Source organism: Methylobacterium sp. yr668 (assembly GCF_900116245.1).
Classification (GTDB): domain Bacteria; phylum Pseudomonadota; class Alphaproteobacteria; order Rhizobiales; family Beijerinckiaceae; genus Methylobacterium.
Genome location: NZ_FOZY01000002.1, coordinates 132,958 through 155,911 on the forward strand (window position 1 = coordinate 132,958; position 22,954 = coordinate 155,911).

22 protein-coding genes are annotated in these 22,954 nt (G+C 72.8%); 15 read left to right on the forward strand and 7 right to left on the reverse strand.

Annotated elements, in window-relative coordinates:
• Positions 1–32 precede the first annotated feature (32 nt).
• The 3 genes from flgA to flgF are packed head-to-tail and all read right to left on the reverse strand — an operon-like array spanning position 33 to position 2,756.
• The gene (flgA, locus tag BM419_RS03155) at positions 33–1,175 is read right to left on the reverse strand and encodes a flagellar basal body P-ring formation chaperone FlgA (protein ID WP_175556263.1); all 1,143 of its coding nucleotides are present in this window, start codon (positions 1,173–1,175) and stop codon (positions 33–35) included.
• Between the two features lie 35 nt (positions 1,176–1,210).
• A complete protein-coding gene (gene flgG / locus BM419_RS03160) occupies positions 1,211–2,002 on the reverse strand; it encodes a flagellar basal-body rod protein FlgG (RefSeq protein ID WP_020093629.1) in 792 nt (263 codons plus the stop codon).
• Positions 2,003–2,015: 13 nt separating this feature from the next.
• Positions 2,016–2,756: a flagellar basal-body rod protein FlgF gene (gene flgF, locus BM419_RS03165; RefSeq protein ID WP_020093628.1), complete on the reverse strand. Its 741-nt coding sequence runs from the start codon at positions 2,754–2,756 to the stop codon at positions 2,016–2,018.
• Positions 2,757–3,011: 255 nt separating this feature from the next.
• On the opposite strand from flgF, the gene fliL reads away from it, so the two are divergent.
• From fliL to BM419_RS03205, 8 genes are all read left to right on the forward strand, one after another.
• Positions 3,012–3,566 carry a flagellar basal body-associated protein FliL gene (fliL, locus tag BM419_RS03170; RefSeq protein ID WP_020093627.1) on the forward strand — a complete coding sequence of 185 codons (555 nt, stop codon included), beginning with the start codon at positions 3,012–3,014 and terminating at the stop codon, positions 3,564–3,566.
• Positions 3,567–3,630: 64 nt separating this feature from the next.
• The gene (fliM, locus tag BM419_RS03175) at positions 3,631–4,848 is read left to right on the forward strand and encodes a flagellar motor switch protein FliM (protein ID WP_091681367.1); all 1,218 of its coding nucleotides are present in this window, start codon (positions 3,631–3,633) and stop codon (positions 4,846–4,848) included.
• Between the two features lie 19 nt (positions 4,849–4,867).
• Positions 4,868–5,398, forward strand: coding sequence for a DUF6468 domain-containing protein (locus tag BM419_RS03180; RefSeq protein ID WP_020093625.1), 531 nt, complete (start codon positions 4,868–4,870; stop codon positions 5,396–5,398).
• Positions 5,395–6,261 carry a MotE family protein gene (locus BM419_RS03185; protein ID WP_244540693.1) on the forward strand — a complete coding sequence of 289 codons (867 nt, stop codon included), beginning with the start codon at positions 5,395–5,397 and terminating at the stop codon, positions 6,259–6,261. The genes BM419_RS03180 and BM419_RS03185 overlap by 4 nt, the downstream gene beginning before the upstream one ends.
• Before the next feature lie 134 nt (positions 6,262–6,395).
• The gene (locus tag BM419_RS03190) at positions 6,396–8,033 is read left to right on the forward strand and encodes an ABC transporter ATP-binding protein (RefSeq protein WP_091924918.1); all 1,638 of its coding nucleotides are present in this window, start codon (positions 6,396–6,398) and stop codon (positions 8,031–8,033) included.
• A gap of 2 nt (positions 8,034–8,035) precedes the next feature.
• Positions 8,036–9,256 carry a phosphopentomutase gene (locus tag BM419_RS03195; protein ID WP_091924921.1) on the forward strand — a complete coding sequence of 407 codons (1,221 nt, stop codon included), beginning with the start codon at positions 8,036–8,038 and terminating at the stop codon, positions 9,254–9,256.
• A gap of 12 nt (positions 9,257–9,268) precedes the next feature.
• Positions 9,269–9,460, forward strand: coding sequence for a DUF1192 domain-containing protein (locus BM419_RS03200; protein WP_012317818.1), 192 nt, complete (start codon positions 9,269–9,271; stop codon positions 9,458–9,460).
• Between the two features lie 3 nt (positions 9,461–9,463).
• On the forward strand, positions 9,464–10,762 hold the full coding sequence (locus BM419_RS03205; RefSeq protein WP_020093621.1) for a leucine-rich repeat-containing protein kinase family protein: 1,299 nt from the start codon (positions 9,464–9,466) through the stop codon (positions 10,760–10,762).
• A gap of 39 nt (positions 10,763–10,801) precedes the next feature.
• On the opposite strand, the gene BM419_RS03210 is transcribed toward BM419_RS03205, so the two are convergent.
• The gene (locus BM419_RS03210; protein ID WP_020093620.1) at positions 10,802–11,401 is read right to left on the reverse strand and encodes a cysteine hydrolase family protein; all 600 of its coding nucleotides are present in this window, start codon (positions 11,399–11,401) and stop codon (positions 10,802–10,804) included.
• 171 nt (positions 11,402–11,572) lie between these two features.
• Between BM419_RS03210 and BM419_RS03215 the strand changes: the two genes are divergently transcribed.
• From BM419_RS03215 to BM419_RS03225, 3 genes are all read left to right on the forward strand, one after another.
• Complete coding sequence (locus tag BM419_RS03215; protein ID WP_020093619.1) at positions 11,573–12,562, forward strand: lytic transglycosylase domain-containing protein; 990 nt, start codon at positions 11,573–11,575, stop codon at positions 12,560–12,562.
• Positions 12,563–12,645: 83 nt separating this feature from the next.
• Complete coding sequence (locus tag BM419_RS03220; RefSeq protein WP_042674716.1) at positions 12,646–13,548, forward strand: alpha/beta hydrolase; 903 nt, start codon at positions 12,646–12,648, stop codon at positions 13,546–13,548.
• A gap of 126 nt (positions 13,549–13,674) precedes the next feature.
• Positions 13,675–15,000: an O-antigen ligase family protein gene (locus BM419_RS03225; RefSeq protein WP_091924924.1), complete on the forward strand. Its 1,326-nt coding sequence runs from the start codon at positions 13,675–13,677 to the stop codon at positions 14,998–15,000.
• Between the two features lie 362 nt (positions 15,001–15,362).
• On the opposite strand, the gene BM419_RS03230 is transcribed toward BM419_RS03225, so the two are convergent.
• Together BM419_RS03230 and BM419_RS03235 are read right to left on the reverse strand one after the other, a co-directional pair.
• Positions 15,363–17,096 (reverse strand): pyrroloquinoline quinone-dependent dehydrogenase, encoded by a 1,734-nt coding sequence (locus tag BM419_RS03230; protein WP_244540695.1) that lies wholly within the window; start codon positions 17,094–17,096, stop codon positions 15,363–15,365.
• Positions 17,097–17,179: 83 nt separating this feature from the next.
• Positions 17,180–17,713 carry an ankyrin repeat domain-containing protein gene (locus BM419_RS03235; protein ID WP_020093615.1) on the reverse strand — a complete coding sequence of 178 codons (534 nt, stop codon included), beginning with the start codon at positions 17,711–17,713 and terminating at the stop codon, positions 17,180–17,182.
• Between the two features lie 134 nt (positions 17,714–17,847).
• Between BM419_RS03235 and BM419_RS03240 the strand changes: the two genes are divergently transcribed.
• The gene (locus BM419_RS03240) at positions 17,848–18,066 is read left to right on the forward strand and encodes a hypothetical protein (protein ID WP_042674712.1); all 219 of its coding nucleotides are present in this window, start codon (positions 17,848–17,850) and stop codon (positions 18,064–18,066) included.
• A gap of 16 nt (positions 18,067–18,082) precedes the next feature.
• Here BM419_RS03240 and uvrB read toward each other — a convergent pair whose 3' ends face one another.
• Positions 18,083–20,836, reverse strand: a complete 2,754-nt coding sequence (uvrB, locus tag BM419_RS03245) for an excinuclease ABC subunit UvrB (RefSeq protein ID WP_091924930.1) — start codon at positions 20,834–20,836, stop codon at positions 18,083–18,085.
• A gap of 301 nt (positions 20,837–21,137) precedes the next feature.
• Here uvrB and BM419_RS03250 point away from each other — a divergent pair, with 301 nt between their 5' ends.
• The 3 genes from BM419_RS03250 to BM419_RS03260 all read left to right on the forward strand — a co-directional run bounded on the left by BM419_RS03250 (position 21,138) and on the right by BM419_RS03260 (position 22,930).
• Positions 21,138–21,755 (forward strand): hypothetical protein, encoded by a 618-nt coding sequence (locus BM419_RS03250; RefSeq protein WP_020093612.1) that lies wholly within the window; start codon positions 21,138–21,140, stop codon positions 21,753–21,755.
• Entirely contained in the window at positions 21,742–22,131 is a 390-nt protein-coding gene (locus BM419_RS03255) for a transcriptional regulator (protein ID WP_020093611.1), read from the forward strand. The genes BM419_RS03250 and BM419_RS03255 overlap by 14 nt, the downstream gene beginning before the upstream one ends.
• 76 nt (positions 22,132–22,207) lie before the next feature.
• Positions 22,208–22,930: a di-trans,poly-cis-decaprenylcistransferase gene (locus BM419_RS03260; protein ID WP_020093610.1), complete on the forward strand. Its 723-nt coding sequence runs from the start codon at positions 22,208–22,210 to the stop codon at positions 22,928–22,930.
• The last annotated feature ends 24 nt before the right edge of the window (positions 22,931–22,954 follow it).

Genomic DNA, 22,954 nt, shown 5'->3' on the forward strand with positions numbered 1-22,954 from the left:
CTATCACTCTTCGACGCGTGCAGGGCGGGCGGTCAGCGCAGGGAGGCGGTCGCCTGGACGGGGGCGGCGCCGGCGGCCTGCCGGGCCGCGGGGCTGGGGCTCACCGAGACCCGGCCGGGGCCGATCACCGTGGCCTGCAGGACCTTCTTGGAGGCGACGTTGACGACGTTGACGACGGCGCCCATCCGGCCGGAATCGTTCGACAGGCCGCGCATCGACAGGCTGATGCTCGGCGTCTCGTACACGATGGTCACGTTCTCGCCGCGGGCGACCAGGTCGGGCGGGGCCGTGTCGGTGACCCGCAGCACGGTGCCGGCCGTGAGGGTGTTCTGCGCGACCTCGCCGAGGATGGTCGTGGCGCTGCCCTGCGCGTCGGGGGCGACGGATTCGCGCGGGCGCCGCTCCAGGGCGACGTCGCCCTCTCTGACCGGCTCGCCGCGGTTGAGGTTCCGGGTGAGCACCGCCACCTCGCGCAGCTCCACGACCACGCCGGAGACGCGCAGCGAGACCTGCCGCTCGCCGAGGGTGACGAGGCCCGCGACGCGGCGCGTCCGCGAATCGTAGGTCAGGTCCAGGGCCGCGGCCTGCCCTTCGAGGTCCAGCGGCGCCAGCAGGGTCGGTCCGTCGCCGTCGAGGCGGACCGCGATGTTCTGGGCGTTGAGCCCGTAGCCGGTCTCGAGGCCGCGCTTGAGCGCCGCCTCGATCTCCGGCGGCCCGAGGCGGCGGGCGGCGCGCTGCACGGCGATCTGCAGCCGGCCGCCGGTCTCCAGGCCGCTGAGGCCCAGGGCGGAGGCCGCGTCGAGGATGCGGCGGGTCTGGATCGTCCCGGTGGCGCCGAGGCTGGGCGCGCGGAACAGCGGGCGCGTGGCCAGGCGCTCGGGCGCGCCCTCGACGAGATCGGCGAGCGTCAGGACGTCGCCGCGGGCGGTGACGTCGCCGCGCAGCCGCAGGCCCTCCGCCCGCGCCATGGCCGGGATCGCCAGGGCGCCGAGGGCCGCGAAGGTGAGGAAGGCCAGCAGCGCGCGCAGGATGACGGCGGCGCCGAGGGGCATCACCCGCCGCGGGACGCGCCGCACGATCGGGCTGATGTCGTCCCCGGCCCCCGCGGCGATGCGGGGCAGGTCGAGGGTCCCGAAGTCGGGATCGAGCGGGTCGGGATGCATGCCGGCATACATGTTCAGGGACCTGAGGCGGGGTGCGGGTCGCGCGGTTAGCTGCGGAACATCTGCGTGGTGGTGGAGAGCATCTGGTCGGCGGCGGTGACGACCTTCGAGTTCATCTCGTAGGCGCGCTGCGCGGCGATCAGGGACGAGATCTCCGTGACGGCGTTCACGTTCGCCTCCTCCAGGTAGCTCTGCTGGAGGTTGCCGAAGCCGTCGGCGCCCGGCAGGCCGCTGATCGCCTGCCCGGAGGCGGCGGTCTCGACGAACAGGTTGTCGCCGATCGACTCGAGGCCGACCTTGTTGACGAAGCGCGAGAGCTGGAACTGGCCCAGCGCCTGCGGCGCCGTCTGGCCCGGGATGTTCGCCTGCACGACGCCCGTGGCGCTGATCGTCACGGACGTCGCGTTCTGCGGCACGGTGATCGCCGGATCGAGCAAGTAGCCGTCGCGGGTGACGAGCTGGCCCTGGGCCGAGAGGTCGAAGGAGCCGTCGCGGGAATAGGCGGTGCGGCCGTCCGGCAGCGTCACCCGGAAGAACCCGTCGCCGCGGATCGCGACGTCGTAATCCTTCTCGGTCGAGGACAGCGTCCCCTGCGACATCACCCGGGCCGTGGAAGTGGTCTTCACGCCCGAGCCGAGGCTGAGGCCCGCCGGGAGCTGGGTGTTCTGCTGCGAGGTCGAGGCGCCGGCCCGGCGCATGTTCTGGTAGAGCAGATCCTGGAAGTGCACCTGCTGGCGCTTGTAGCCGGTGGTGCGCAGGTTCGCGATGTTGTTGGAGATGACCTGGACGTTGAGTTCCTGGGCCGCCATGCCGGTGGCGGCGGAGTAGAGGGCGCGCATCGGTCAGGCCTCCTCAGGCGACGTCGGCGAGGCGGCGGATCGCCGTGCCCCGCAGGTCGTCGAGGCGCGAGATCATGCTCGACACCATGGCGTAGGTCCGGTTCACGTCCATGAGCCGGGTCATCTCGATCACCGGGCGGACGTTGGAGCGCTCCAGCGACTCGGGTTCCAGGCGCCCGTCGATCCCGGCGGGGCGGGCGGGCTCCGGCGAGGCGTAGAGGTTGGTCCCCTCGTTGGTCAGCCGCTGCGGGTTGGCGAAGGTGACGAGCTTGATCCGCCCGCGGATGCCGAGGTTGGTCGACACGGTGCCGTCGGGGCCGATGGCGAGGCCGGTCTCCTGCGGGTTGATGCTGATCGGGCCGCCCTCGCCCACGACCTTGTAGCCGTCGCTGGTGACGAGCGTGCCCTGCGCGTCGAGCTCGAAGGCGCCGTTCCGGGTGTAGCGCTCGCCCTGGGGTGACTGCACGGCGATGAAGGCCGAACCCTTGACCGCCACGTTGAGCGGGTTGCCGGTCTGCTCGATCGGGCCCTGCCCGAGGTCGAGGCTGGTGCCCTGGTCGATGACGTAGGACAGGCGCCGGTCGGGCCGGGCGAACGAGTCCGCGCTCGCCACCGGCATCAGGTATTCCTCGAAGCGGGTGTTCCGCGCCTTGAAGCCCGTGGTCGAGACGTTCGCCATGTTGTTGGCGATCACGTCCAGCTCCCGCTGGAGCGCCATCTGGCTCGACACGCCGACGAAGAGGGCATTCTGCATCGTGGACTCTGGGACTCGCGGGCCGCGGAGGCGGCAACGATCCATTCAGCATCCGCTGTGCCAAACCCGTCTGCGGCAAATTTTAGCGTTGTGACAGGGACTTGGTTAGCGACGCTCGCGTGTCGTGGCGGCGCGGGGGCTGCGCCGCGGCAAACCTGACCCGGCAGGAATTGCCTCCTTAACGGCGCGTTAACCGTGATGCTCCGATATCCAGGTCTACCTGGCGCGCGGTCTCCCGCGAGAGAGCATTATTCCATGGCCAAGACGCCGAAAAAGGCCTCCGCCGAGGACGGCGAGGCCAAAGCCGAGGGCGCCCCGAAAGGCAAGAAGAAGCTCATGATCATGGTGGCCCTCGCGGTCCTGATCGCGGGCGGCGGCGCGGGCGCCTTCCTGATGATGCGCGGCGGCGGCCAGGGCGACGGCAAGGAAGCCGCGCAGGGCGGCGGCCATGGCGGCGGGCACGGCGACGCCAAGGGCGCCGGCCCGGACGCCAAGAAGGCCGTCGTCTTCGTCGACGTGCGCGAGATGCTCCTCAACCTCTCTCCCGAGCTGCCCCAGGACAAGGCCAAGTACGCGAAGGTCCGGATCTCGCTGGAGCTGAAGGACGCCAAGGTCGAGGAGGAGGTGAAGCCCCTGATGCCGCGGGTGGAGGACGCGCTGCAGGTCTACATGCGCGAGCTGCGCGCCAGCGACATCACCAACTCGATGGGCCTGTTCCGGCTGCGCGAAGAGCTTCTGCGCCGGATCAACATCGCCCTGTACCCCGCCAAGGTCGACGCGGTGCTGTTCAAGGACGTGATCGTCCAGTGAGCGCGCCCGCGACCCTGCCCCGTCCATCGCGCGCCGCGCCGCGCCGGGCCCCGATCGAGCACGCCTGATGGAACCCGAGGACGAACTCCCCGAGGACGACTGGTCGGCAGCCCTCCTAGAGCAGGGGGCCGAGGGCGGCGACACGTCGCTGGCCGAGGAGTGGGGCGCGGCGCTCGCCGAGCAGGGCACCACGCGCAACGCGGGCGACGTCGCCGCCGAATGGGCGACGATGATCGAGGACGGGGAGAGCGACAACCTCCCCGAGCTCGCCGGCAACGACCGGGTGCTCAACCAGGACGAGATCGACGGCGTCCTCGGCTTCTCCATGCGCGAGCTCTCGGCCTCCGGGGCCGGGGGCGTGCAGGCCATCGTCGATTCGGGCGTCGTCCAGTACGAACGCCTGCCGATGCTGGAGATCGTCTTCGACCGGATGATCCGGTTGCTGTCGACCTCCCTGCGCAACCTGTTCCAGGACAACGTCGAGGTGACCCTCGACAACATCACCTCGGTGCGCTTCGGCGACTACCTGAACGCGATCCCGCTGCCGACGCTGCTGGGCGTGTTCCGGGCCGAGCAGTGGGAGAATTCCGGCCTCGTCACGGTCGACTCGAACCTCGCCTACGCGACCTTCGACCTGCTGCTCGGCGGCAAGCGCGGCGGCTCGTCGAGCCGCCTCGACGGCCGGCCCTTCACCGCCATCGAGATGACGCTGGTGCGCCGCCTCGTCGAGATCGTGCTGGGCGATCTCGAGATGTCGTTCCAGCCGCTCTCGCCCGTGAGCTTCGGCATCGACCGGATCGAGACCAACCCCCGCTTCGCCACCATCACGCGGCCCGGGAACGCCGCGATCCTGATCAGCCTGCGCCTCGACGTCGACGGGCGCGGCGGCATGCTGCAGATCCTGTTCCCGTACGCGACGATCGAGCCGATCCGGGAGCTGCTGACCCAGAGCTTCATGGGCGAGAAGCTCGGCCGCGACCACGTCTGGGAGGGCCATCTCGCCACCGAGATCTGGCAGGCCGACGTGACCATGGACGCGGTGCTGCACGAGATGATGCTGCCGCTGAAGCAGGTCATGAGCCTGAAGGTCGGCGAGACGCTGATGTTCGAGGCCAAGCCCTCGGACCTCATCACCGTGCGCTGCGGCGACTGGGCGCTGACGCAGGGGCGGATCGGCCGGGTCGACGGCCACATCGCCGTCCAGGTCACCCGGCCGCTGCGCCGCTCGCGCACGACGATCCAGGCCTACGAGGCCTCGATGAACAACCGCTCGGACAACTAGTGCCGATGAGGGTCCGGTCATGAGTCTCTTCGTCACCCTCGCGGCCGACATCCTGGTCGCCGTCCTCCTGGCGGCGACCATCGTCACGTCTCTCCGGCTCTCGCGCCGCATCGGCCAGATGAAGGGCGACGAGGCCGCCCTCCGCCAGACCATCGGCGACCTGATGGTCGCGACCGGCACGGCCGAGCGGGCCATCGCGGGCCTGCGGGCGGCGATCGACGAGGGCGACCGCACCCTGAACGCGAGCCTGGAGACCGCCACGATCCGCGCCGGCGAGCTGCGGCTGCAGGTCGAGGCCGGCGAGGGCGTGATCACCCGCATCGGGGCCATCGTGGCGCAGATGCGCGCCGTGCCGGTCCGTCCCGAGCCCGCGCCCGAGCCGAGGCCCGCGCCGCAGGCGGTCCCCGAGCCGACGCGCGCGCCGGAGATCCCGGCCGAGCGCCGGCCGGAGCACGCCAGTCCGAACGGGGAGCGCCTCGGCGTGGCGGCCGCGGCAGCGCTGGCCATGAGCGAGCGCGCCCTCGCCCGCGTCCGGGCGCGCGCCGCGTGACCGGGGTCAAGGCCCCGAAGATCCCGCCGCCGAAGCCGGATCCCGAGGAGCGGATACGCCGCGCCGCGACGCCCGAGCGGCGCGCGCGCCGGAAGCCCGTCCGGCAGTTTCGGCTGCGCCTCATCGACGCCGTGGCGCTCGCGGCCGGTGGGCTGCTCGTGCTCAAGCTGCTCAGCCTGCTGCAGGCCGGCCTGCCGGAGAGCGCGGCGCTGCCGGATTACGGGCGCGCGGTCGCCCGGGCGCGCACCGGCTTCGAACCCTTCGATCCGGTGACGACCGGTTCGGTGGGCGCCAAGGAGGCGCCGGCAGCCGCGCCCGAGCAGCCGTCGGCCCCTCCCCTGGCCCCGGCCCAGTCCGCACCTCCCGCGGCCGGAAGCTCGGCCTCGCCCACCGAGCGCCTGCTCCTGGAGAAGCTCGGTGCCCGGCGCGACGCCCTGCGTCAGAAGAGCGACGAGCTCGAGCTGCGCGAGAAGATGCTGGGCGAGGCCGAGCGCAAGCTCGAGACCGGGCTCGGCGACCTCAAGAAGGCCGAGGACAAGGTCGACGCCGTCGCGAAGGCGAAGGAGGACGCCGAGAAGCAGGCCCTGAAGAACATCGTCACGATGTACGAGGCGATGAAGCCCAAGGACGCAGCCCGGGTCTTCGACCGGCTCGGGCTCGACGTGCTGGTCCCGATCGTGCTGGCCATGAACCCCCGCAAGATGTCCGAGGTCCTGGCGGTGATGCAGCCCGAGACCGCCGAGCGCCTGACCGTCGCCCTCGCCAACCGCGCCCGCGGCGCCGCCGGACCGCAGGCCCAGGCGGGAACGGGGCTCCCGGCGAACGAGCTGCCGGCGATCGATCCCGGGGCGCCGATCCGGTAGGTCCGTGGCGCGCTGGGGCGCCGGGCCGACCTTCCGGGACCGCCGGCCCGCCCGTCCGGCCGCGTCGTGCCGGCCCGCCCCGTGCGGCGTCCGCGCGGGCTAGGGTCCGGGGCCGGGCGCGCTATAAGGGGCTCATGTCAGAGGCCGATCCCCAGCCGCTCCTCGCCGTCGAGGACCTCTCCGTGGCGTTCCGCGCGCGGGAGGGCGAGACCGTGGCGGTCGACGGCGTCTCCTTCACCATCCGCCGCGGCGAGACCGTCGCGCTCGTGGGCGAATCGGGGTCCGGCAAGTCGGTGACCGCGCTGGCGATCCTGCGCCTCCTCGACCCCGCGGCCCGCCAGGACGGGCGGATCCTGTTCGCGGGCCGCGACCTCGCGCGGCTGCCCGAGCGGGCGATGCGGGACGTGCGCGGCGCCGACATCACCATGGTGTTCCAGGAGCCAATGACCTCGTTGAACCCGCTCCACACGATCGAGCGGCAGATCGGCGAGGTGCTCGGCCTGCACCGCGGCCTCGCCGGCAAGGCGGCGCGCCGGCGGATCCTGGAGCTTCTGGAGCTCGTAGGGCTGCGCGACGCCGAGCGGCGCATGGGCGCCTACCCGCACGAGCTCTCCGGCGGCCAGCGCCAGCGCGTGATGATCGCCATGGCCCTCGCCTGCGAGCCGGACCTCCTGGTCGCCGACGAGCCGACCACGGCTCTCGACGTGACCGTCCAGGCGCAGATCCTGGCGCTGCTCGCCGACCTGCAGAAGCGACTCGGCATGGCGATGCTGTTCATCACCCACGATCTCGGCATCGTCGAGCGGATCGCCGACCGCGTCTGCGTGATGCTGAAGGGCAAGATCGTGGAGGCCGGCGCCACCAAGGCCGTCTTCGCGGATCCGCAGCACACCTACACGCGCCGCCTGATCGCCTCCGAGCCGAAGGGCCGGGCCAACCCCGTCCCGGCCGACGCCGCCCCGCTCCTGGAGGCCGGCCCCCTGAAGGTCTGGTTCCCGCTGAAGTCGGGCCTGCTCCGGCGCGTCACCGGCCACGTCAGGGCCGTGGACGGCGTCTCCCTGCGGGTCCGGACCGGCGAGACCATCGGCGTCGTCGGCGAGTCCGGCTCGGGCAAGACAACCCTCGGCCTCGCCCTCCTGCGGCTCACCGGCTCGGAGGGCCCGATCGTCTTCCTCGGCAAGGCGATCGACGGCTACGGCGCGGCGCAGATGCGCCCGCTGCGGAAGGACATGCAGGTCGTCTTCCAGGATCCCTACGGCTCCCTGTCGCCGCGCATGTCGGTGGCCGACATCGTCGCCGAGGGACTGGTGGTCCAGGGCACGGCGCGCTCCCGGGCGGAGCGCCGGGCCGTGGTCGCCAAGGCGCTCACCGATGTCGGGCTCGATCCGGCCGCCATGGACCGCTACCCGCACGAGTTCTCCGGCGGCCAGCGCCAGCGCATCGCCATCGCGCGGGCGATGGTGCTCAATCCCCGCTTCGTCGTCCTCGACGAGCCGACCTCGGCCCTCGACCGCTCGGTCCAGGCGCAGATCGTGACCCTGCTGCGCGACCTCCAGCGCGAGCGCGGCCTCGCCTACCTGTTCATCAGCCACGACCTGAAGGTGGTGCGGGCGCTCGCCAACTACGTGATCGTCATGCAGAACGGCCGCGTGGTCGAGGAGGGCGCCGCGGAGACGATCTTCGCGAACCCCCAGACGCCCTACACCCGCGCCCTGTTCAAGGCCGCCTTCGCCCTCGAGAGCGACGCCCCCGCCGAGCTGGAGCCCGCCTGACCGTGGCGCGGGCGCTCATCATCGTCCTCGATTCCGTGGGCATCGGCGGGGCCCCGGACGCGGACACGTATGGCGATGCCGGGTCCGACACGCTGGGGCACATCGCCGAGCGCTGCGCGGAGGGCCGCGGCGACCGGGCGGGGCTGCGCGCGGGCCCCCTGCGCCTGCCCCACCTCGCCGAACTCGGGCTCGGCCTGGCGGCCGCCGGGGCCTCGGGCCGGATCCCGCCGCACCTCGCCCCGGCCGGCCCGCCGCGCGGCGCCTACGGCCACGCGGTGGAGACGGCCGCCGGCAAGGACACGCCCTCCGGCCACTGGGAGATCGCCGGCCTGCCCCTGACCGAGCCCTGGGGGCATTTCCCCGAGACCCGGCCGGCCTTCCCGCCGGAGCTGATCCGCGCGCTCGTCGCCGAGGGCGGCCTCCCGGGCATCCTGGGCGACTGCCACGCGCCCGGGGTCGCGATCATCGACGCGCTGGGCGCCGAGCATCTCCGGACCGGCCGGCCGATCTGCTACACCTCGGCCGACAGCGTGTTCCAGATCGCCGCCCACGAGGAGGCGTTCGGGCTGGAGCGGCTCTACGACCTGTGCCGGGTGGCGCGCCGCCTGTGCGACCCCTACCGCGTCTGCCGGGTGATCGCCCGGCCGTTCGTGGGCTCGCCGGAGGCGGGCTTCCGCCGGACCGGCAACCGCAAGGATCTCGCCGTCGCCCCGCCCGGGCGCACGCTGCTCGACCGCGCCGAGGCGGCCGGCCGCGCGGTCGTGAGCGTCGGCAAAATCGGCGACATCTTCGCCCACCGCGCCACCGGGCGCGAGATCAGGCCGGGCCCGAACGCGGCCTGCGTGACGGCGGGGCTCGACGCGCTGGCGACGCTGCCGGAGGGCGGCCTGATCTTCGTCAACCTCGTCGATTTCGACACGGAGCACGGCCACCGCCGCGACGTGCCGGGCTACGCCGCGGAGCTGGAGGCGTTCGACGCGCGGATCCCCGAGATCCTGGCGGCGCTGGCGCCGGGCGACCTCGCGGTGATCACGGCCGACCACGGCAACGATCCGACCTGGACCGGGACCGACCACACCCGCGAGCAGGTCCCGGTGCTGGCCTTCGGCCCCGGCGTGGCCGGCCGGCCGATCGGCCGGCGGGAGACCTTCGCGGATATCGGCGCCACCGTGGCGGCCCATCTCGGCCTCGCCTGGGACGGGGCCGGAACACCGTTCCTGTAGGGAGGACACGACGTGCGGGACGACGACGACCGGCCGCGCAAGGCCGTGGCCCACGAGATCGGGCAGCCCCTCGACACGCTCTCGCTCGGGGATCTCGACGAGCGCGTCGCGCTCCTGCGCGCCGAGATCGCCCGGCTCGAGGCGGCGCGGGCCGCCAAGCAGGCGGCGCAGGGCGCGGCCGACGCGTTCTTCAAGCGGGGCTGAGGCTTGGACCGGCGCGAAACCCTCGCTGCCCTGCGGCGCGGCGATCTCGGCGGCGCGCGCGAGCTGCGGCTGCCCGACGGCCTGACGGAGGTGCCGCGCGAGGTCTTCGCCCTCGCCGACACCCTCGAGGTGCTCGATCTCGGCCGGGGCAGCCTCACCGACCTGCCGGACGATCTCGGCCGCCTGCACCGTCTGCGCGTGCTGTTCTGCTCCGGCAACCCGTTCGCGCGCCTGCCGCCGGTGCTCGGCGCCTGCCCGGCGCTGAGCCAGCTGGGCTTCCGCGGCTGCGGCATCCGCGAGGTACCGGGGGAGTCGCTGCCGCGCGACCTGCGCTGGCTGACCCTGACCGACAACGCGATCGCGGAGCTGCCCGCCGCCCTCGGCGAGCGGCCGCGCCTGCAGAAGCTGATGCTGGCGGGCAACCGGCTCTCCGCGCTGCCCGACAGCCTGTCGGGGGCGGGCAACCTCGAGCTGATCCGGCTCGCCTGCAATCGCCTCGCGGCGCTCCCGCCCTGGCTCGCGCGCCTGCCCCGCCTCGCCTGGATCGCCTATGCCGGCAACCCCGCCGAGCCGGCGACGGCGCCGGTCGCGGCCCCCGCGGTGCCGTGGGCCGACCTCGCCGTCGGCGACCTGCTCGGCGAGGGCGCCTCGGGGCGGGTCCACCGGGCGCGGTGGCGGGGGCCGGCCGGCGGGGAGGACGTGGCCCTGAAGCTGTTCAAGGGCGCGATGACCAGCGACGGCCTGCCCGAGCGGGAGATGGAGGCCTGCCTCGCCGCCGGGACGCACCCGGCCCTCACGGGCGCGCTCGGCCGGCTCGAGGGCCATCCCGACGGTGCCCGCGGCCTGCTGCTCCGGCTCCTGCCGGCGCACTGGCGCGCACTCGCCGGGCCGCCGAGCCTCGCGAGCTGCAGCCGCGACGTCTACGACCCGGACCTGCGCCTCGGCGCCGACACGGTCCTGCGGATCGCCCGCGCCGTGGCCGAGGCGGTGGCGCACCTGCACGGGCGGGGCCTGCTGCACGGCGACGTCTACGCCCACAACACGCTCTGGGATGCCGGGACCGGCGCGGCCGTGCTCAGCGACTTCGGCGCCGCCTCGGCCCTGCCGGACGGGCCGCTCGGCGCGGCCCTGGCGCGGGTCGAGGTCCGCGCCGTCGGCATCCTGATCGGCGAGCTGCTCGACCGATGCGCGGCGCTGCCGGACTCCCTGTGCGCCCTGGCGCAGGCCTGCACCGGGCCGGATCCCGACGGGCGGCCGGGCCTCGGGGCGGTGATCGCCGAGATCGGGCGGCTCCAGGCCTGATCGCGCGGCCTCGACCGGTGCCGGGAGCGGTCCGCCGTCTCAGTCGGGGATATCGCCCTGCCCGCGCGCGACCACGGCGAACAGGTCGCCGAGGGCCGCGAGGCTCGCGGCCTGGAGCTGGGCCGCCGGCACCACGGCGCCGTCCGGCCCGGGCAGGTCCCGCGTCGCCGTGGCGGCCGCCACGACGGTGGGGCGGAATCCGAGGTTGAAGGCGCTCCGGGCGGTGGAGTTGACGCACATATGCGTCATGAAGCCCGCCAGGACGACGTCCTTCACGCCGATCTGCTCGAGCCGCGCCTGGAGGTCGGTGCCCACGAAGGAACTCGGATAGGCCTTGGTGATCACCGGCTCGTCGCCCTGCGGCGCCACTTCCGGGCTGATCTGGCCGATCGGGGCGGTCACGTCGTAGGGCGAGCCCGGCCCGGCATCGTGGCGGACATGGATCACCGGGATGCCGGCGTCGCGCGCCCGTCGCAGGAGCGCCGCCGCCTCCCGGAGCGCGGGCTCGACGCCGTCGAGCCGCATCACGCCCTCCCGGTAGGTCTGCTGCAGGTCGATCATCACGAGCGCCGAGCCCCTGAGCGGGGCCGGCGCGGGGCTCAGGCCGGACAGGCCGCGCAGGGTTGCCGGATCGGACATCGGCGGTTCCTCCCGTGGGGCCGCGTCGGAGGCGGCTCTCTGAGCCCGGGACGCTACGACGGCGCGGCCCGGTCGCGCCAGTGTGCAAAGGTGCAACGCTCGTGCGCCGGGGCCGGATGTTCCCCCAGGAAGGTTGGCCGCGCGGATTGATCCTACCTCGCGCGTCGCTACATGCGCGGCGTGACCGCCCCGCCCCTGCGCCTCGGCGCGCTGCTCATCGCCCTCGCCTGCGCGCAGCCGGCCGCGGCCGCCCCGTCCGAGGGGGCGACCGAGACCGTCGAGCAGGCCCTGTGCCGCCTCATCGACGACTCGGCCAAGGCCCGCGGCCTGCCGGTACCGTTCCTGACGCGCCTGATCTGGCGCGAGAGCAGTTTTCGCGTCGGGGTGGTGAGTCCGGCCGGCGCGCAGGGCGTCGCGCAGTTCATGCCCGGGACCGCCCGGGAGCGCGGCCTCCTCGACCCGTTCGATCCCGAGCAGGCGATCCCGCACGCGGCCCACCTGCTCGCCGACCTGAGGACCCAGTTCGGCAATCTGGGCCTCGCCGCCGCGGCCTATAACGGCGGCGCCGCGCGGGTGAGCAAGTGGCTCGCCGGCGACGGCGGCCTGCCCGCCGAGACGCGGGCCTACGTGGCCAACATCACCGGCCAGCCGGTGGACGACTGGCGGACCGGCCCCGGCAAGGCGATCGAGTTCCCGGAGGGCGGCGCGCCCGCCAAGTCCGACGGCAGGTCCGACAACAAGTCCGAGGCGAAGGGTGAGAAGGACGCGACGGACCAGAAGGAGGCCAAGGGGGAGGCCAAGAGGGAGACCAAGCCGGAAGCGCCGCAGACCTGCCTGCAGGTCACCGCCAGCCTGCGCGTCCCGTCGCGCGGCGACCGCTTCGCCCTCGGCCTCAACGAGGGGCCGGCCGCCCCCTGGGGCATCCAGCTCGCCGGCAACTTCTCCAAGGCTCTGGCGCTGCAGAGCTTCAACCGCGCGCGGAGCGCCTACGCGGGGGTGATCGGCGAGGTGCGGCCGATGATCATCGGCACGCGCCTGCGCAACCGCGGGACCCGCGCCTTCTACCGGATCCGCATCCCGGCTCAGAGCCGGCAGGCGGCCGACGACCTGTGCGGCCGCATCCGCAAGGTCGGCGGCGCCTGCTTCGTGCTGCGGACCTGATTTTTCGTGATCCGCCCCGAGAGCGTCATCAATCCGCCCCGAGGGCGGTGCGGTATGGCCCGGTCGGGACAACCGGATGGGATATGACACGTCTCCTCACCGCGCTCGCTAGCCTCCTCTGCCTCGGGCTCGCCGCGTTCGGCTTCACCGCTGCCTCGCCGCTCGCGCTGTTCGACGCGATCGGCCCGCGCGATCCGGGGGGTCGGCTCGCCGCGAAGGACCAGCCCTTCGGCGAGGGTCCGCGGCGGCGGCTCGACGTCTACGTTCCCACCGCGGGCGCCGAGAACGCGCCGGTCCTGGTGTTCTTCTACGGCGGCTCCTGGCAGAGCGGCGCCAAGGACGACTACGCCTTCGTCGGGCACGCCCTCGCGGCGCAGGGTTTCGTCACGGTGCTGCCCGATTACCGGCTCTACCCGGAGGCGCCGTTCCCCGGCTTCCTCGAGGACGGCGCCGAGGCCATCGCGTGGGTGCGCGACAACATCGCCGGATACGGCGGCGACCCGCGCCGCATCGTGCTCGCCGGCCACTCGGCGGGCGCCTACAACGCCGTGATGCTCGGCCTCGACCCGCGCTACGTGATCGCCGCCGGGGTCGATCCCAAGGTGATCAAGGCCGTCGCCGGCCTGTCCGGCCCCTACGACTTCCTGCCGTTCGACCAGGACACCACCGTCAAGGTGTTCGGCAAGGCGCCAGATCCGGAGGCCACGCAGCCCGTCGCCTTCGTGGGCCCGCTCTCGCCCCCCGCCTTCCTGGCGACCGGCGACGCCGACACCGTGGTGAAGCCGCGGCACACGGTCAGCCTCGCCGCCAAGCTGCGGGCCGAGCACGTCCCGGTCCAAGAGCGGCTCTACCCGGGCCTCGACCACAAGGACACGCTGCTGGCGCTGTCCGTCACCTTCCGCTCGAAGGCGCCGGAACTGGCCGAGATGGCGTCCTTCCTGATGCGGCAATCCGCCGGCCGCTCGCAGTACACGATGCGGCGCTGACCCCGCCGGCATCGCGTCAAGGTTATCGCGCGATCGCGGGGTGCAACATCTGATTTTCCATCGCCCCGCACCTGCGGGCCGCTAGAATGGTCCTGGCCGCGCGGCGCGGCCTCGCGGTGGGACGGCATGGCTTCTGCGGACGCGGCGATCGGGATCCCGGCCGACGGGCGGCAGCGCGGCGTCGCGGGCCGCGACGTGCCGGACGTTCTGCGCGTGCTCCTGAATGGCGCCGTCTTCGTCCTGCTCTGGAACCACGTCTGGCTGAAGGACCTGTCCGACCGGTCGATGCTCGCGGCCTCCGAGGACGGCAGCCTGCTGACGCAGATCCTGTTCCTCAGCGCCGGCGCCGCCATGGCGGCGGCGATCCACCGGATCGGCGTGCGCCACCTCCGCCCCCTGGTGACCCGCCCCCTCGTGCTCTGCGCCCTCTGGCTCGGGGCGACGGCGCTGCTCTCCGTCGAGCCGAGCCTGTCGCTGCGGCGGCTCGCGCTCTTCGCCATCGCGGCGATGCTCTCGGCGGGCGTGCTGATCGTGGCCCGCTCGCCCCGCCAGCTGGCGCTGACCATGGCCGGGTCCGCCCTGGTCATCGTGCTCGCCTCCTACCTCTCGGTCGCCTTCGTGCCGAACCTCGCGATCCACTCGGCCTTCGACGTCAATTCCGATCCGAGCCACCCGGGCCTCTGGCGCGGGATCTTCCCGCAGAAGAACGAGGCCGGTGCCGCCATGGTGATCCTGGTGATCGTGGGCCTCTACGTCGCCAGGGTGGCGAGCCGCGTCCTCGGCTGGGCGATCGTGCTCCTGGCGGCCGGGTTCCTGGTGGCGAGCGGCTCCAAGACCGCGATCCTGCTCCTGCCGGTGATCCTCGCCGTGACCGGCCTGTGCCAGGTCCTGACCGGCGGGTTCCTGCGCCGCCTGCTGCTCCTCGGCCCGGTGATCGGGTTCTCGCTGATCTCGATCGGCTCGGTGCTGGCGCCGCCGATCCAGGAGGCGGTGGGCTCGCTGCTCACCGACGCGACCTTCACGGGCCGCAGCGAGATCTGGCAGTTCGCCATCGACAACATCATGATCCGGCCCTGGCGCGGCTGGGGGATCGGCGCCTTCTGGATGACCGAGCGGACCATGTATGCCGGCTCCGAGGCGCTGACCTGGGTCAACACCGTCGACCACGCCCACAACGCCTATCTCGACACCGCGCTGATCGGCGGCCTGCCGTTCCTCGCCCTGACCGTCGTAGCCTTCGTGCTCGCCCCGGTGCGCGACCTGCAGCGCGTGGCCGGCGGGACGCGCCTCGACGCGGAGACCATGCTGTTCCTGAGGCTGTGGTTCCTCGGGCTGGTCTCGGCCTCCTTCGAGACGGTGCTCTACAACGGCAACAACGCCACCTGCTGCATGTTCATGATGGCCGTGTTCGGCCTGCGCCTGCGCACCCGCTACGCCGTCGCGGCGGGCTGAAGCGCCCCGGGCGCCCGGACATCACGCGCCGGCCGCGGAAGGCCGCGCGTCGTGAGCGTACCCGTCCCGGTCTGCCTCCTCGAACGTCTCTGGCCACCGTCCGCGAGGCTTCTGTCCGGTAGCGGACGGCAACAACTTGTCCGGGAATTTGTTGGTCGGTATTCGCGCGGAGATTCTGCATGCCTGGCAGGGCTCGTTTCGCTTGGACCGACGTGACGTTCGCACTGGGCGCGAGTGCCCTGTGCGCGCTGTCCCTCTTCGTGGCCCACTAGCCAAGGGGCCGCGCCGGGGCGTCCCGTCCCGCCGCAGCGTCGAGAGTCCGGCGCGCCGCGACATCCGTCCGCGCTGTGGGCCGGCCGCGGTCAATCGGGCAGTGCGAAGACCAGCAGCGCGTTGCCGGTGCCGAAGCCCGACGCCCTAGTGAACGAGGCGCCGCCCGCCGCCACCGCGACGTACTGCTTGCCGTCCAGCGCGTAGGTCATCGCCGGCCCGCTGATGCCGGCCCCGCACTGGAAGCGCCAGAGAATCCGGCCGTCCCGCGCGTCGTGGGCGTCGAGATGGCCGTCCTCCTCGCCCGAGAAGACGAGCCCGCCGGCGGTCGCCAGGGTGCCCCCGGAGAGGCGGCTCGCGCCGCGCACCGACCACGCGATCCGGCCGCCGTCCGCGAGATCGACGGCCGTGAGCGTGCTGAAGGACGGCTCGCCCCTGGCCTCCCCGGTCTCCGTGTAGCGGATCTCCGGACGCCCCGCGGCGGCCGGCACGGTCTTCACCGTGTAGGTCGTCGCCCCGTGGCGGACCTGCACGTAGGCGCGCGTCCCGTCATAGGCGGTGGGCGGCCACGAGACCGCGCCGAGCGGGCCGGGCGCCACCACGGTGCCCTGCGGGGTCGGCGGCGCGAACAGGTTCTTCTGCTCGATCAGCGGGGCCGAGCGCGCGAGCAGCTTCCCCGTGGCGCGGTCGTGGACGTAGATCCAGCCGGTCTTGCTCGCCGAGGCCACCGCCCTGGCGCCGCCCGGCATGTCCAGCAGGAAGGGCGGCGCGGCGACGTCGTAGCCCCACTCGTCGTGCGGCACCTGCTGGTAGTACCAGCGCAGCTTCCCGGTCTTCACGTCGAGGGCGACGAGGCACATCGTGTAGAGATTGTCCCCCGGGCGCGACAGGCCGAAATTCTGCGGCGCCGGGTTGCCGGTGCCGAGGAAGATCAGGCCGAGATCGGGGTCGTAGGCGGGCGTCATCCAGAGGGAGCCGCCGCCCACCCGCCAGGCGTCGCGGTTGGCGGGGGCCGCCGCCTTCTCGGCGGCGATGTCGCGGTGGAGCGGCGTGCCGTCGGCGGTCTTCTCCACGAAGCCGCCCTCCCAGCCCTCCGAGGGCGTCACGTACCAGCGCCATCGTTCCTCGCCGGTCCTCGCGTCGTAGGCCGCGAGCCAGCCGCGCCGCCCGTATCCGCCCTCGATGCCGACCACCGAGCCGCCGTCGAGGCCGCCCGCCTCGTCCTCGATGTGGAGGCCGTAGCCGGCGCCGGTGACGCCGACGATGACGAGCCCGTCGGCGACGAGCGGCGGCATCTTGAAGCCGAGGCGGCTCGAACCCTGGACGGGCTTGCCGCCGAGGGTCGCGGCCAGGCCCGAGGCGGTCTCGGTCTCGCCCTCCTCCGGGCGCACTGCCTCCTTCTCCCAGACGATCCGGCCGGTCCTGGCGTCCAGGGCGATGAGCTGCCCGTCCATGGTCGCCTCGAAGACGAGGCCCCCCGAAACCGCGACCCCGCGGTTGGAGGGCGGGCCGAAGATCTTCTCGGTGCGCGGCTTGTGGGTGTAGGTCCAGAGCGGCTTGCCGGTCTTCGCGTCGAGGGCGGCGACGTTGTTCTGCGTCGTGGAGACGTAGAGGGTGCCGTCCACCATCACCGGCTGGGCCTGGAAGTAGCCGGTGACCCCGGTCTGGAAGATCCAGGCGGGGCGCAGCCGGCCGACCGTGTCGCGGTTGATCTGGGTCAGCTCGGAGAAGTTGCGGTTGCTCGGGTCGTGCCCGAAGGCCGGCCAGGGCGTCTCGGCGGCGGAGGCCGTACCGAGGGAGGCGGTTCCGGCAAGGCAGGCCAGCAGGGCGGCCCCGATCCATCGCGACAAGGTTGTGCTCCCGTGTGCGGCGCCCGTCGCGCCCGAACAGGTCTTCTCGCGACGCGGCCTCACGCCTGCCGCCGGGGCGCCCCGTCGAGCTGCGCCGGCGTCGCCTGGGCGCCCATGGCCCGGGCCATGTCGGCGGCGCTCTGGCCGGAGGCGTCGCGGCGATCCGGGTCGGCGCCGTGCTGGAGGAGCAGGTCGACCATCTCGGTGCGGTCGAACATGGCCGCGGTCATCAGCGCCGTGCGGGTGCCGTCGCCGGTCCCGTCCACCGCGGCCCCGTGCCGGAGCAGGAGCTGCGCGACGGCGAGGTCGTTCTTGAAGGCCGCGCCGGCGAGCGGCGTCTGGCCGCGGTCGTTGGCGAGTTCCGGGTCGCCGCCGGCCTCCAGGATCACCCGGGCGGCCTCCGCCTGTCCGTTATACGCGGCGAGCATCAGCAGGCTGTCGCCCTTGTCATTGCGCAGGTTCGCCGGCAGCCCCTGCCCGAACAGGTCGGCGAGCTCCTCGGCGTGACCCATCCGCGCGTACTGGAAGACCCGGCCCGCGAAGGCCAGGGTCTCGTCGTCGAGGGTCGGGGGCGGGTTCGTCTCTGAGGCCATCGCGTGCTCGTCACTCATCGCGGCTGATCTGGGCCGCTGCGGCATCGACGTCCAGCGGCCGGGGGAACAGTTTCGTCGCCCGGCTCGTTCCAGCCGCCTATCCGGGCCAGGCCCGGCGTCTCCGGAGCGCGACGATGCCCCGACCGTTTGAGCCCTACGCCGACGCGCTGCGCACCGCCCGCGAGATCGTGCGCGAGCAGGCGGGGACCGTCGTTGAGGCGGCGGTCCGCGCGGATTCCCACGCCTACGACGAGGCCTGCCACGTCCTCGTGGTCCGGATCGCGCAGGCCATCGTCGATGCCGGCGAGGCCGGGTCGGGACACGGCCTCGGCCGCGGCAGCGAGGCCGCCTGAGGTCCCGGCGGCCCGGTCAGCCCCGCCGTCGCCCACCGCCGCCCTTGTACTTGGGCTTCTGACCGCCGAGCCCCTGCGTCGAGCGCGGCTTCGGCCGCTCCTGCCAGACCGGCGCCGCGCCGCCCACCGGCAGCTCCCGGTCCGTCCCCGGGCCCATATTGTCGAGGTCGGGCCTGGCGATGCGGCTGCCCCCGCGCGGCGGCTTCCGGCCGAACTTGCCGGCCTCGCGCTCCACGTCGCCCTGCCGGGCCATCGGGTCGTCGGAGACCAGCAGCTCGGTCGCCTGGAGCCGCTTGAGCTCGTCGCGCAGCCGCGCCGCCTCCTCGAAGTCGAGGTCGGCGGCGGCCGCCCGCATGCGCTTCTCGAGGTCCGCCATCACGGCCTTGAGGTTGTGGCCGACCGTGATGGCGTCCTTGGCGAGCCCGGTATCGACCTGCACATGGTCGCGCTCGAACACGCTGCTCAGGATGTCGGCGATGCCGCGCTTCACGCTCTGCGGCGTGATCCCGTGCTCCGCGTTGTAGGCGAGCTGCTTGGCGCGCCGGCGCTCGGTCTCGGCCATCGCCCGCTCCATCGAGCCGGTGATGGTGTCCGCATACAGGATGCAGCGCGCGTCGGCGTTGCGGGCGGCGCGGCCGATGGTCTGGATCAGCGAGGTCTCCGAGCGGAGGAAGCCCTCCTTGTCGGCGTCGAGGATCGCCACCAGGGCGCATTCCGGGATGTCGAGGCCCTCGCGCAGCAGGTTGATGCCGATCAGGACGTCGAAGGCCCCGAGCCGCAGGTCGCGGATGATCTCGATCCGCTCCAGCGTGTCGATGTCGGAGTGCATGTAGCGCACCCGCACGCTGTTCTCGTGCAGGTACTCGGTGAGGTCCTCGGCCATGCGCTTGGTGAGCGTGGTCACGAGGGTCCGGTAGCCGGCCTGCGCCACCTCTCGGACCTCGCCCAGCAGGTCGTCCACCTGGCTGCGCGCCGGGCGCACCTCGATCACCGGGTCGACCAGGCCGGTCGGGCGGATGACCTGCTCGGCGAAGACGCCGCCGGTCTGCTCCATCTCCCACTTGCCGGGCGTCGCCGAGACGTGGACCGTCATCGGCCGCATCGCGTCCCACTCCTCGAAGCGCAGCGGTCGGTTGTCGAGGCAGGAGGGCAGCCGGAAGCCGTACTCCGCGAGCGTCGCCTTGCGGCGGAAGTCGCCCCGGTACATGCCGCCGATCTGCGGCACGGTGACGTGGCTCTCGTCGGTGAAGACCAGGGCGTTGTCGGGCAGGTACTCGAACAGGGTCGGCGGCGGCTCGCCGGGCTTCCGGCCGGTGAGGTAGCGGGAGTAGTTCTCGATGCCGTTGCAGGCGCCGGTCGCCTCGATCATCTCGATGTCGAAGGTGCAGCGCTGGTCGATGCGCTGCGCCTCGATCAGGCGGCCCATCTTGGTCAATTCCTCGATCCGGCCCGTCAACTCGTGCTTGATGCCTTTGATCGCCTGCTGCAGCGTCGGGCGCGGCGTCACGTAGTGCGAGTTGGCGTAGACCTTCACGAACTTCAGTTCGGAGATGGTCTTGCCGGTGAGCGGGTCGAACTCGACGATGCTCTCGACCTCGTCGCCGAACAGGCCGATCCGCCAGCCGCGATCCTCCAGGTGGGCCGGCCACAGCTCGATCGAGTCGCCCCGCACCCGGAAGGTGCCGCGGGCGAAGTCGGACTGGATCCGCTTGTACTGCAGGGCCACGAGGTCGGCGATGAGCTGGCGCTGCTCGATCCGCTCGCCGAGCGACACCGTGAACGACATTGCCGTGTAGGTCTCGACCGAGCCGATACCGTAGATGCACGAGACCGAGGCGACGATGATCACGTCGTCGCGCTCCAGCAGGGCGCGGGTCGCGGCGTGGCGCATCCGGTCGATCTGCTCGTTGATCGACGATTCCTTCTCGATGAACGTGTCGGAGCGCGGGACGTAGGCTTCGGGCTGGTAATAGTCGTAGTAGGAGACGAAGTACTCGACCGCGTTGTCGGGGAAGAACGCCTTGAACTCCCCGTAGAGCTGCGCGGCCAGCGTCTTGTTGGGCGCGAGGATCAGCGCCGGGCGCTGCGTCTCCTCGATGATCTTGGCCATCGTGAAGGTCTTGCCCGAGCCGGTGACGCCGAGCAGCACCTGGTCGCGCTCCAGCGCCTGCACGCCGCCGACGAGCTCGGCGATCGCCCGGGGCTGGTCGCCGGCCGGCGTGAATTCCGACTTGAGCGTGAACCGGACGCCGCCCTCGGATTTCTGCGGCCGCTCCGGCCGGTGGGGCGTCCAGGTCTTGCCGTCCTTGAACAGCGGGTTGCCCTCGGTGAGCAGCCGCTCGAGCGCGCTCACCGTCGCCGAGGCGCCGCCGTCGCCGCCGGGATCCGGCAGATCGGCGCCCTCCGGCGCGGGGCCGTCCTCGGGCGGCGTCAGGCCGAGCGCCTGCGCCAGACGGGGGTCGACATCGGCCGCGTCGCCGAGCGCGTAGCCGGCCTGGGGGGCCTCCGCGAAGCCGTCGCGGGCGATCTCGGCCCTCCGGGTCGCGGCCGCGGGCACCCCGTCCTTCGGGTTGCCCTTCCTGCCCCCCGCCTTGCGGCCCGGCCGTGCCGGCACCTCGGGGGGCGGCTCGACGGTGGCCGGACGGTTCCGGTTGAGCGCCGGGTTCAGAAGCTCCGCCAGATAGGTGTCCAGGGGCTTCAGCTCGGGCTTCGACGCCTTGGCGGACGTGGCCGTCACGGAGGCGGCGCGCGGTTTCTTCGGTGCGGGCATGAGAACAATATGGGCCCGGATCGCGCTCCGAGAAACCCTGCGCGGGTGCGGTTTGACGGCTTTCGTCCGCCGCCGGCCATGCCGAGGACCGGCCGCGGAGCGCCGTGGCGTTCCACTAAAGACGGTGTGGCGAATACAACCGATAGGTAGAATTCACGCGGGGGCGAACTCGACCGCGGTCCCGGATGCTGAGAAGATCGGCATGCGCGCGCGGAAATCGGCTTGCGGTGGGCCGACCCCGTCGATACTTTGCGGTGCAAAGTGGGGTGTGCGGCATGCTGCGGCCGGGGGCTTGAGGCACATGCAGGACCTGGACAAGGCGCTGGCCGACATCGTGGCCATCCGCTCGCAGATCGCCCGCGACACGGCGTTCCGCGGCTTGGGCGCGGCGACGGTCGCCGGCACCGGCGGCCTCGCGCTCGCCTGCGCGGCGGGGCAGGCCCTGTGGCTCGGCGATCCCGCGGCGCGGCCGGGCCTGTTCTTCGGCCTCTGGATCGCGGCGGCCCTCGCGGCCTTCGCGATGATCGGCGTCGAGGCGGTCCGGCGCAGCCGGCGCCTGCATTCCGGCCTCGCCGACGCGATGGTGTGGAACGCCATCGAGGTATTCCTGCCGGCCGCGGGCGCGGGGGCCTGCCTCGCCCTGGTCATCGCCCGCTTCGCCCCCGGCGAGGTCTGGATGCTGCCGGGTCTCTGGCAGGTGCTGGTCGGCCTCGGCCTGTTCGCCTCGGCGCGGATCCTGCCCCGGGCGGTTCAGGGCGTCGGGGCCTGGTACCTGCTCGCCGGGCTCGCCGTGCTGGCGGTCTCGGCCGAGACGCGGGCCCTGTCGCCCTGGACGATGGGCCTGCCCTTCCTGTTCGGCCAGGCGTGGCTGGCCGGGATCATCCATCACGGGGCCCGGGCCTTCGATGACGACCGCTGACCGTTCCGAGGGGCGCTTCTCCTACGAGGGGCTCGACAGGATCATCCACGAGCGGGCGCGCCTGAGCGTGCTGACCTCCCTGGTGGCGCACCCGAAGGGGCTGCCCTTCCCGGATCTCAAGCGGCTGTGCGGGCTGACCGACGGCAATCTCAGCCGCCATCTGGCCGTTCTGAGCGAGGCGGATCTGGTGAGCCTCGAGAAGCGCTTCGCGCAGAACCGGTCGCAGACGATCTGCCGCCTCACGGCGGTCGGGCGTCGGCGCTTCATCGGTTATCTCGGCGTGCTGGAGCAGGTGGTGCGCGACGCCGCGGAGGCGGCCGAGCGCGGCCCCGAATCCGGTGTCCGCGGCCTCGATCCGGCCACGAAAACGGCGTGAGACCGCCCGTCCCGCCGGGAATGTTAATCCCGTTTCGATAGACCTCTACGCCACGCCCATGCCGGGAGACTTTACGATGCAAAGCGAAGCGGTGCCGGGAGCCCTGCACGCCGCGATCATCATGGACGGCAACGGGCGCTGGGCGACGCAGCGCGGCCTGCCGCGGCTGGCCGGCCACCACCGGGGCGTCGAGGCGATCCGCCGCACCGCCGAGGCGTGCCCGGATCACGGCATCGGCACGCTCACGCTGTACGCCTTCTCGGCGGATAACTGGCAGCGGCCGGCCGAGGAAGTCGGCGGCCTGATGCGGCTCCTGCGCTCGTACCTGCGCAACGAGACCCAGCGCCTCGCCCGCACCGGCACCCGTCTCAGCGTCGTCGGTCGGCGCGACCGTCTGCCCGACGGCATCCCCCAGGCGATCGCGGCCGCCGAGGCCGCCACGGCGGCGGGGACCCGGCTGCATCTGCGGATCTGCGTCGACTACTCGGCCCGCGACGCGATCATCGCGGCGGCGCAGCGCCTCGCCGGCGAGGAGCCGACGCGCGAGAGCTTCGGCAAGCTGGTGGCCGGTCCGATGCACGGCTCGCCGGTGGATGTCGACCTGCTGATCCGCACCGGCGGCGAGCGCCGCCTCTCCGACTTCATGCTGTGGGAGGCGGCCTACGCCGAGCTGCTGTTCACCGAGCGGATGTGGCCCGATTTCGGGCCCGACGACCTCGCCGAGGCCGTGGCCGAATTCGGCCGCCGGGAGCGCCGGTTCGGCGGCCTGAAGGCGCCCGCCGTCCCGGCCGCCGCCTGAGGCGGCTTGACGCGCGCGCGCCGG

Coding starts and splice junctions, on each gene's coding strand:
- BM419_RS03240 (WP_042674712.1), top strand. CDS start 17,848: ATGCCCCGACCGTTTGAGCCCTACGCCGACGCGCTGCGCACCGCCCGC.
- BM419_RS03225 (WP_091924924.1), top strand. CDS start 13,675: ATGGCTTCTGCGGACGCGGCGATCGGGATCCCGGCCGACGGGCGGCAG.
- fliL (WP_020093627.1), top strand. CDS start 3,012: ATGGCCAAGACGCCGAAAAAGGCCTCCGCCGAGGACGGCGAGGCCAAA.
- uvrB (WP_091924930.1), bottom strand. CDS start 20,836: ATGCCCGCACCGAAGAAACCGCGCGCCGCCTCCGTGACGGCCACGTCC.
- BM419_RS03235 (WP_020093615.1), bottom strand. CDS start 17,713: ATGGCCTCAGAGACGAACCCGCCCCCGACCCTCGACGACGAGACCCTG.
- BM419_RS03255 (WP_020093611.1), top strand. CDS start 21,742: ATGACGACCGCTGACCGTTCCGAGGGGCGCTTCTCCTACGAGGGGCTC.
- BM419_RS03180 (WP_020093625.1), top strand. CDS start 4,868: ATGAGTCTCTTCGTCACCCTCGCGGCCGACATCCTGGTCGCCGTCCTC.
- BM419_RS03250 (WP_020093612.1), top strand. CDS start 21,138: ATGCAGGACCTGGACAAGGCGCTGGCCGACATCGTGGCCATCCGCTCG.
- BM419_RS03260 (WP_020093610.1), top strand. CDS start 22,208: ATGCAAAGCGAAGCGGTGCCGGGAGCCCTGCACGCCGCGATCATCATG.
- BM419_RS03210 (WP_020093620.1), bottom strand. CDS start 11,401: ATGTCCGATCCGGCAACCCTGCGCGGCCTGTCCGGCCTGAGCCCCGCG.
- BM419_RS03190 (WP_091924918.1), top strand. CDS start 6,396: ATGTCAGAGGCCGATCCCCAGCCGCTCCTCGCCGTCGAGGACCTCTCC.
- flgF (WP_020093628.1), bottom strand. CDS start 2,756: ATGCAGAATGCCCTCTTCGTCGGCGTGTCGAGCCAGATGGCGCTCCAG.
- flgA (WP_175556263.1), bottom strand. CDS start 1,175: ATGTATGCCGGCATGCATCCCGACCCGCTCGATCCCGACTTCGGGACC.
- BM419_RS03215 (WP_020093619.1), top strand. CDS start 11,573: ATGCGCGGCGTGACCGCCCCGCCCCTGCGCCTCGGCGCGCTGCTCATC.
- BM419_RS03220 (WP_042674716.1), top strand. CDS start 12,646: ATGACACGTCTCCTCACCGCGCTCGCTAGCCTCCTCTGCCTCGGGCTC.
- flgG (WP_020093629.1), bottom strand. CDS start 2,002: ATGCGCGCCCTCTACTCCGCCGCCACCGGCATGGCGGCCCAGGAACTC.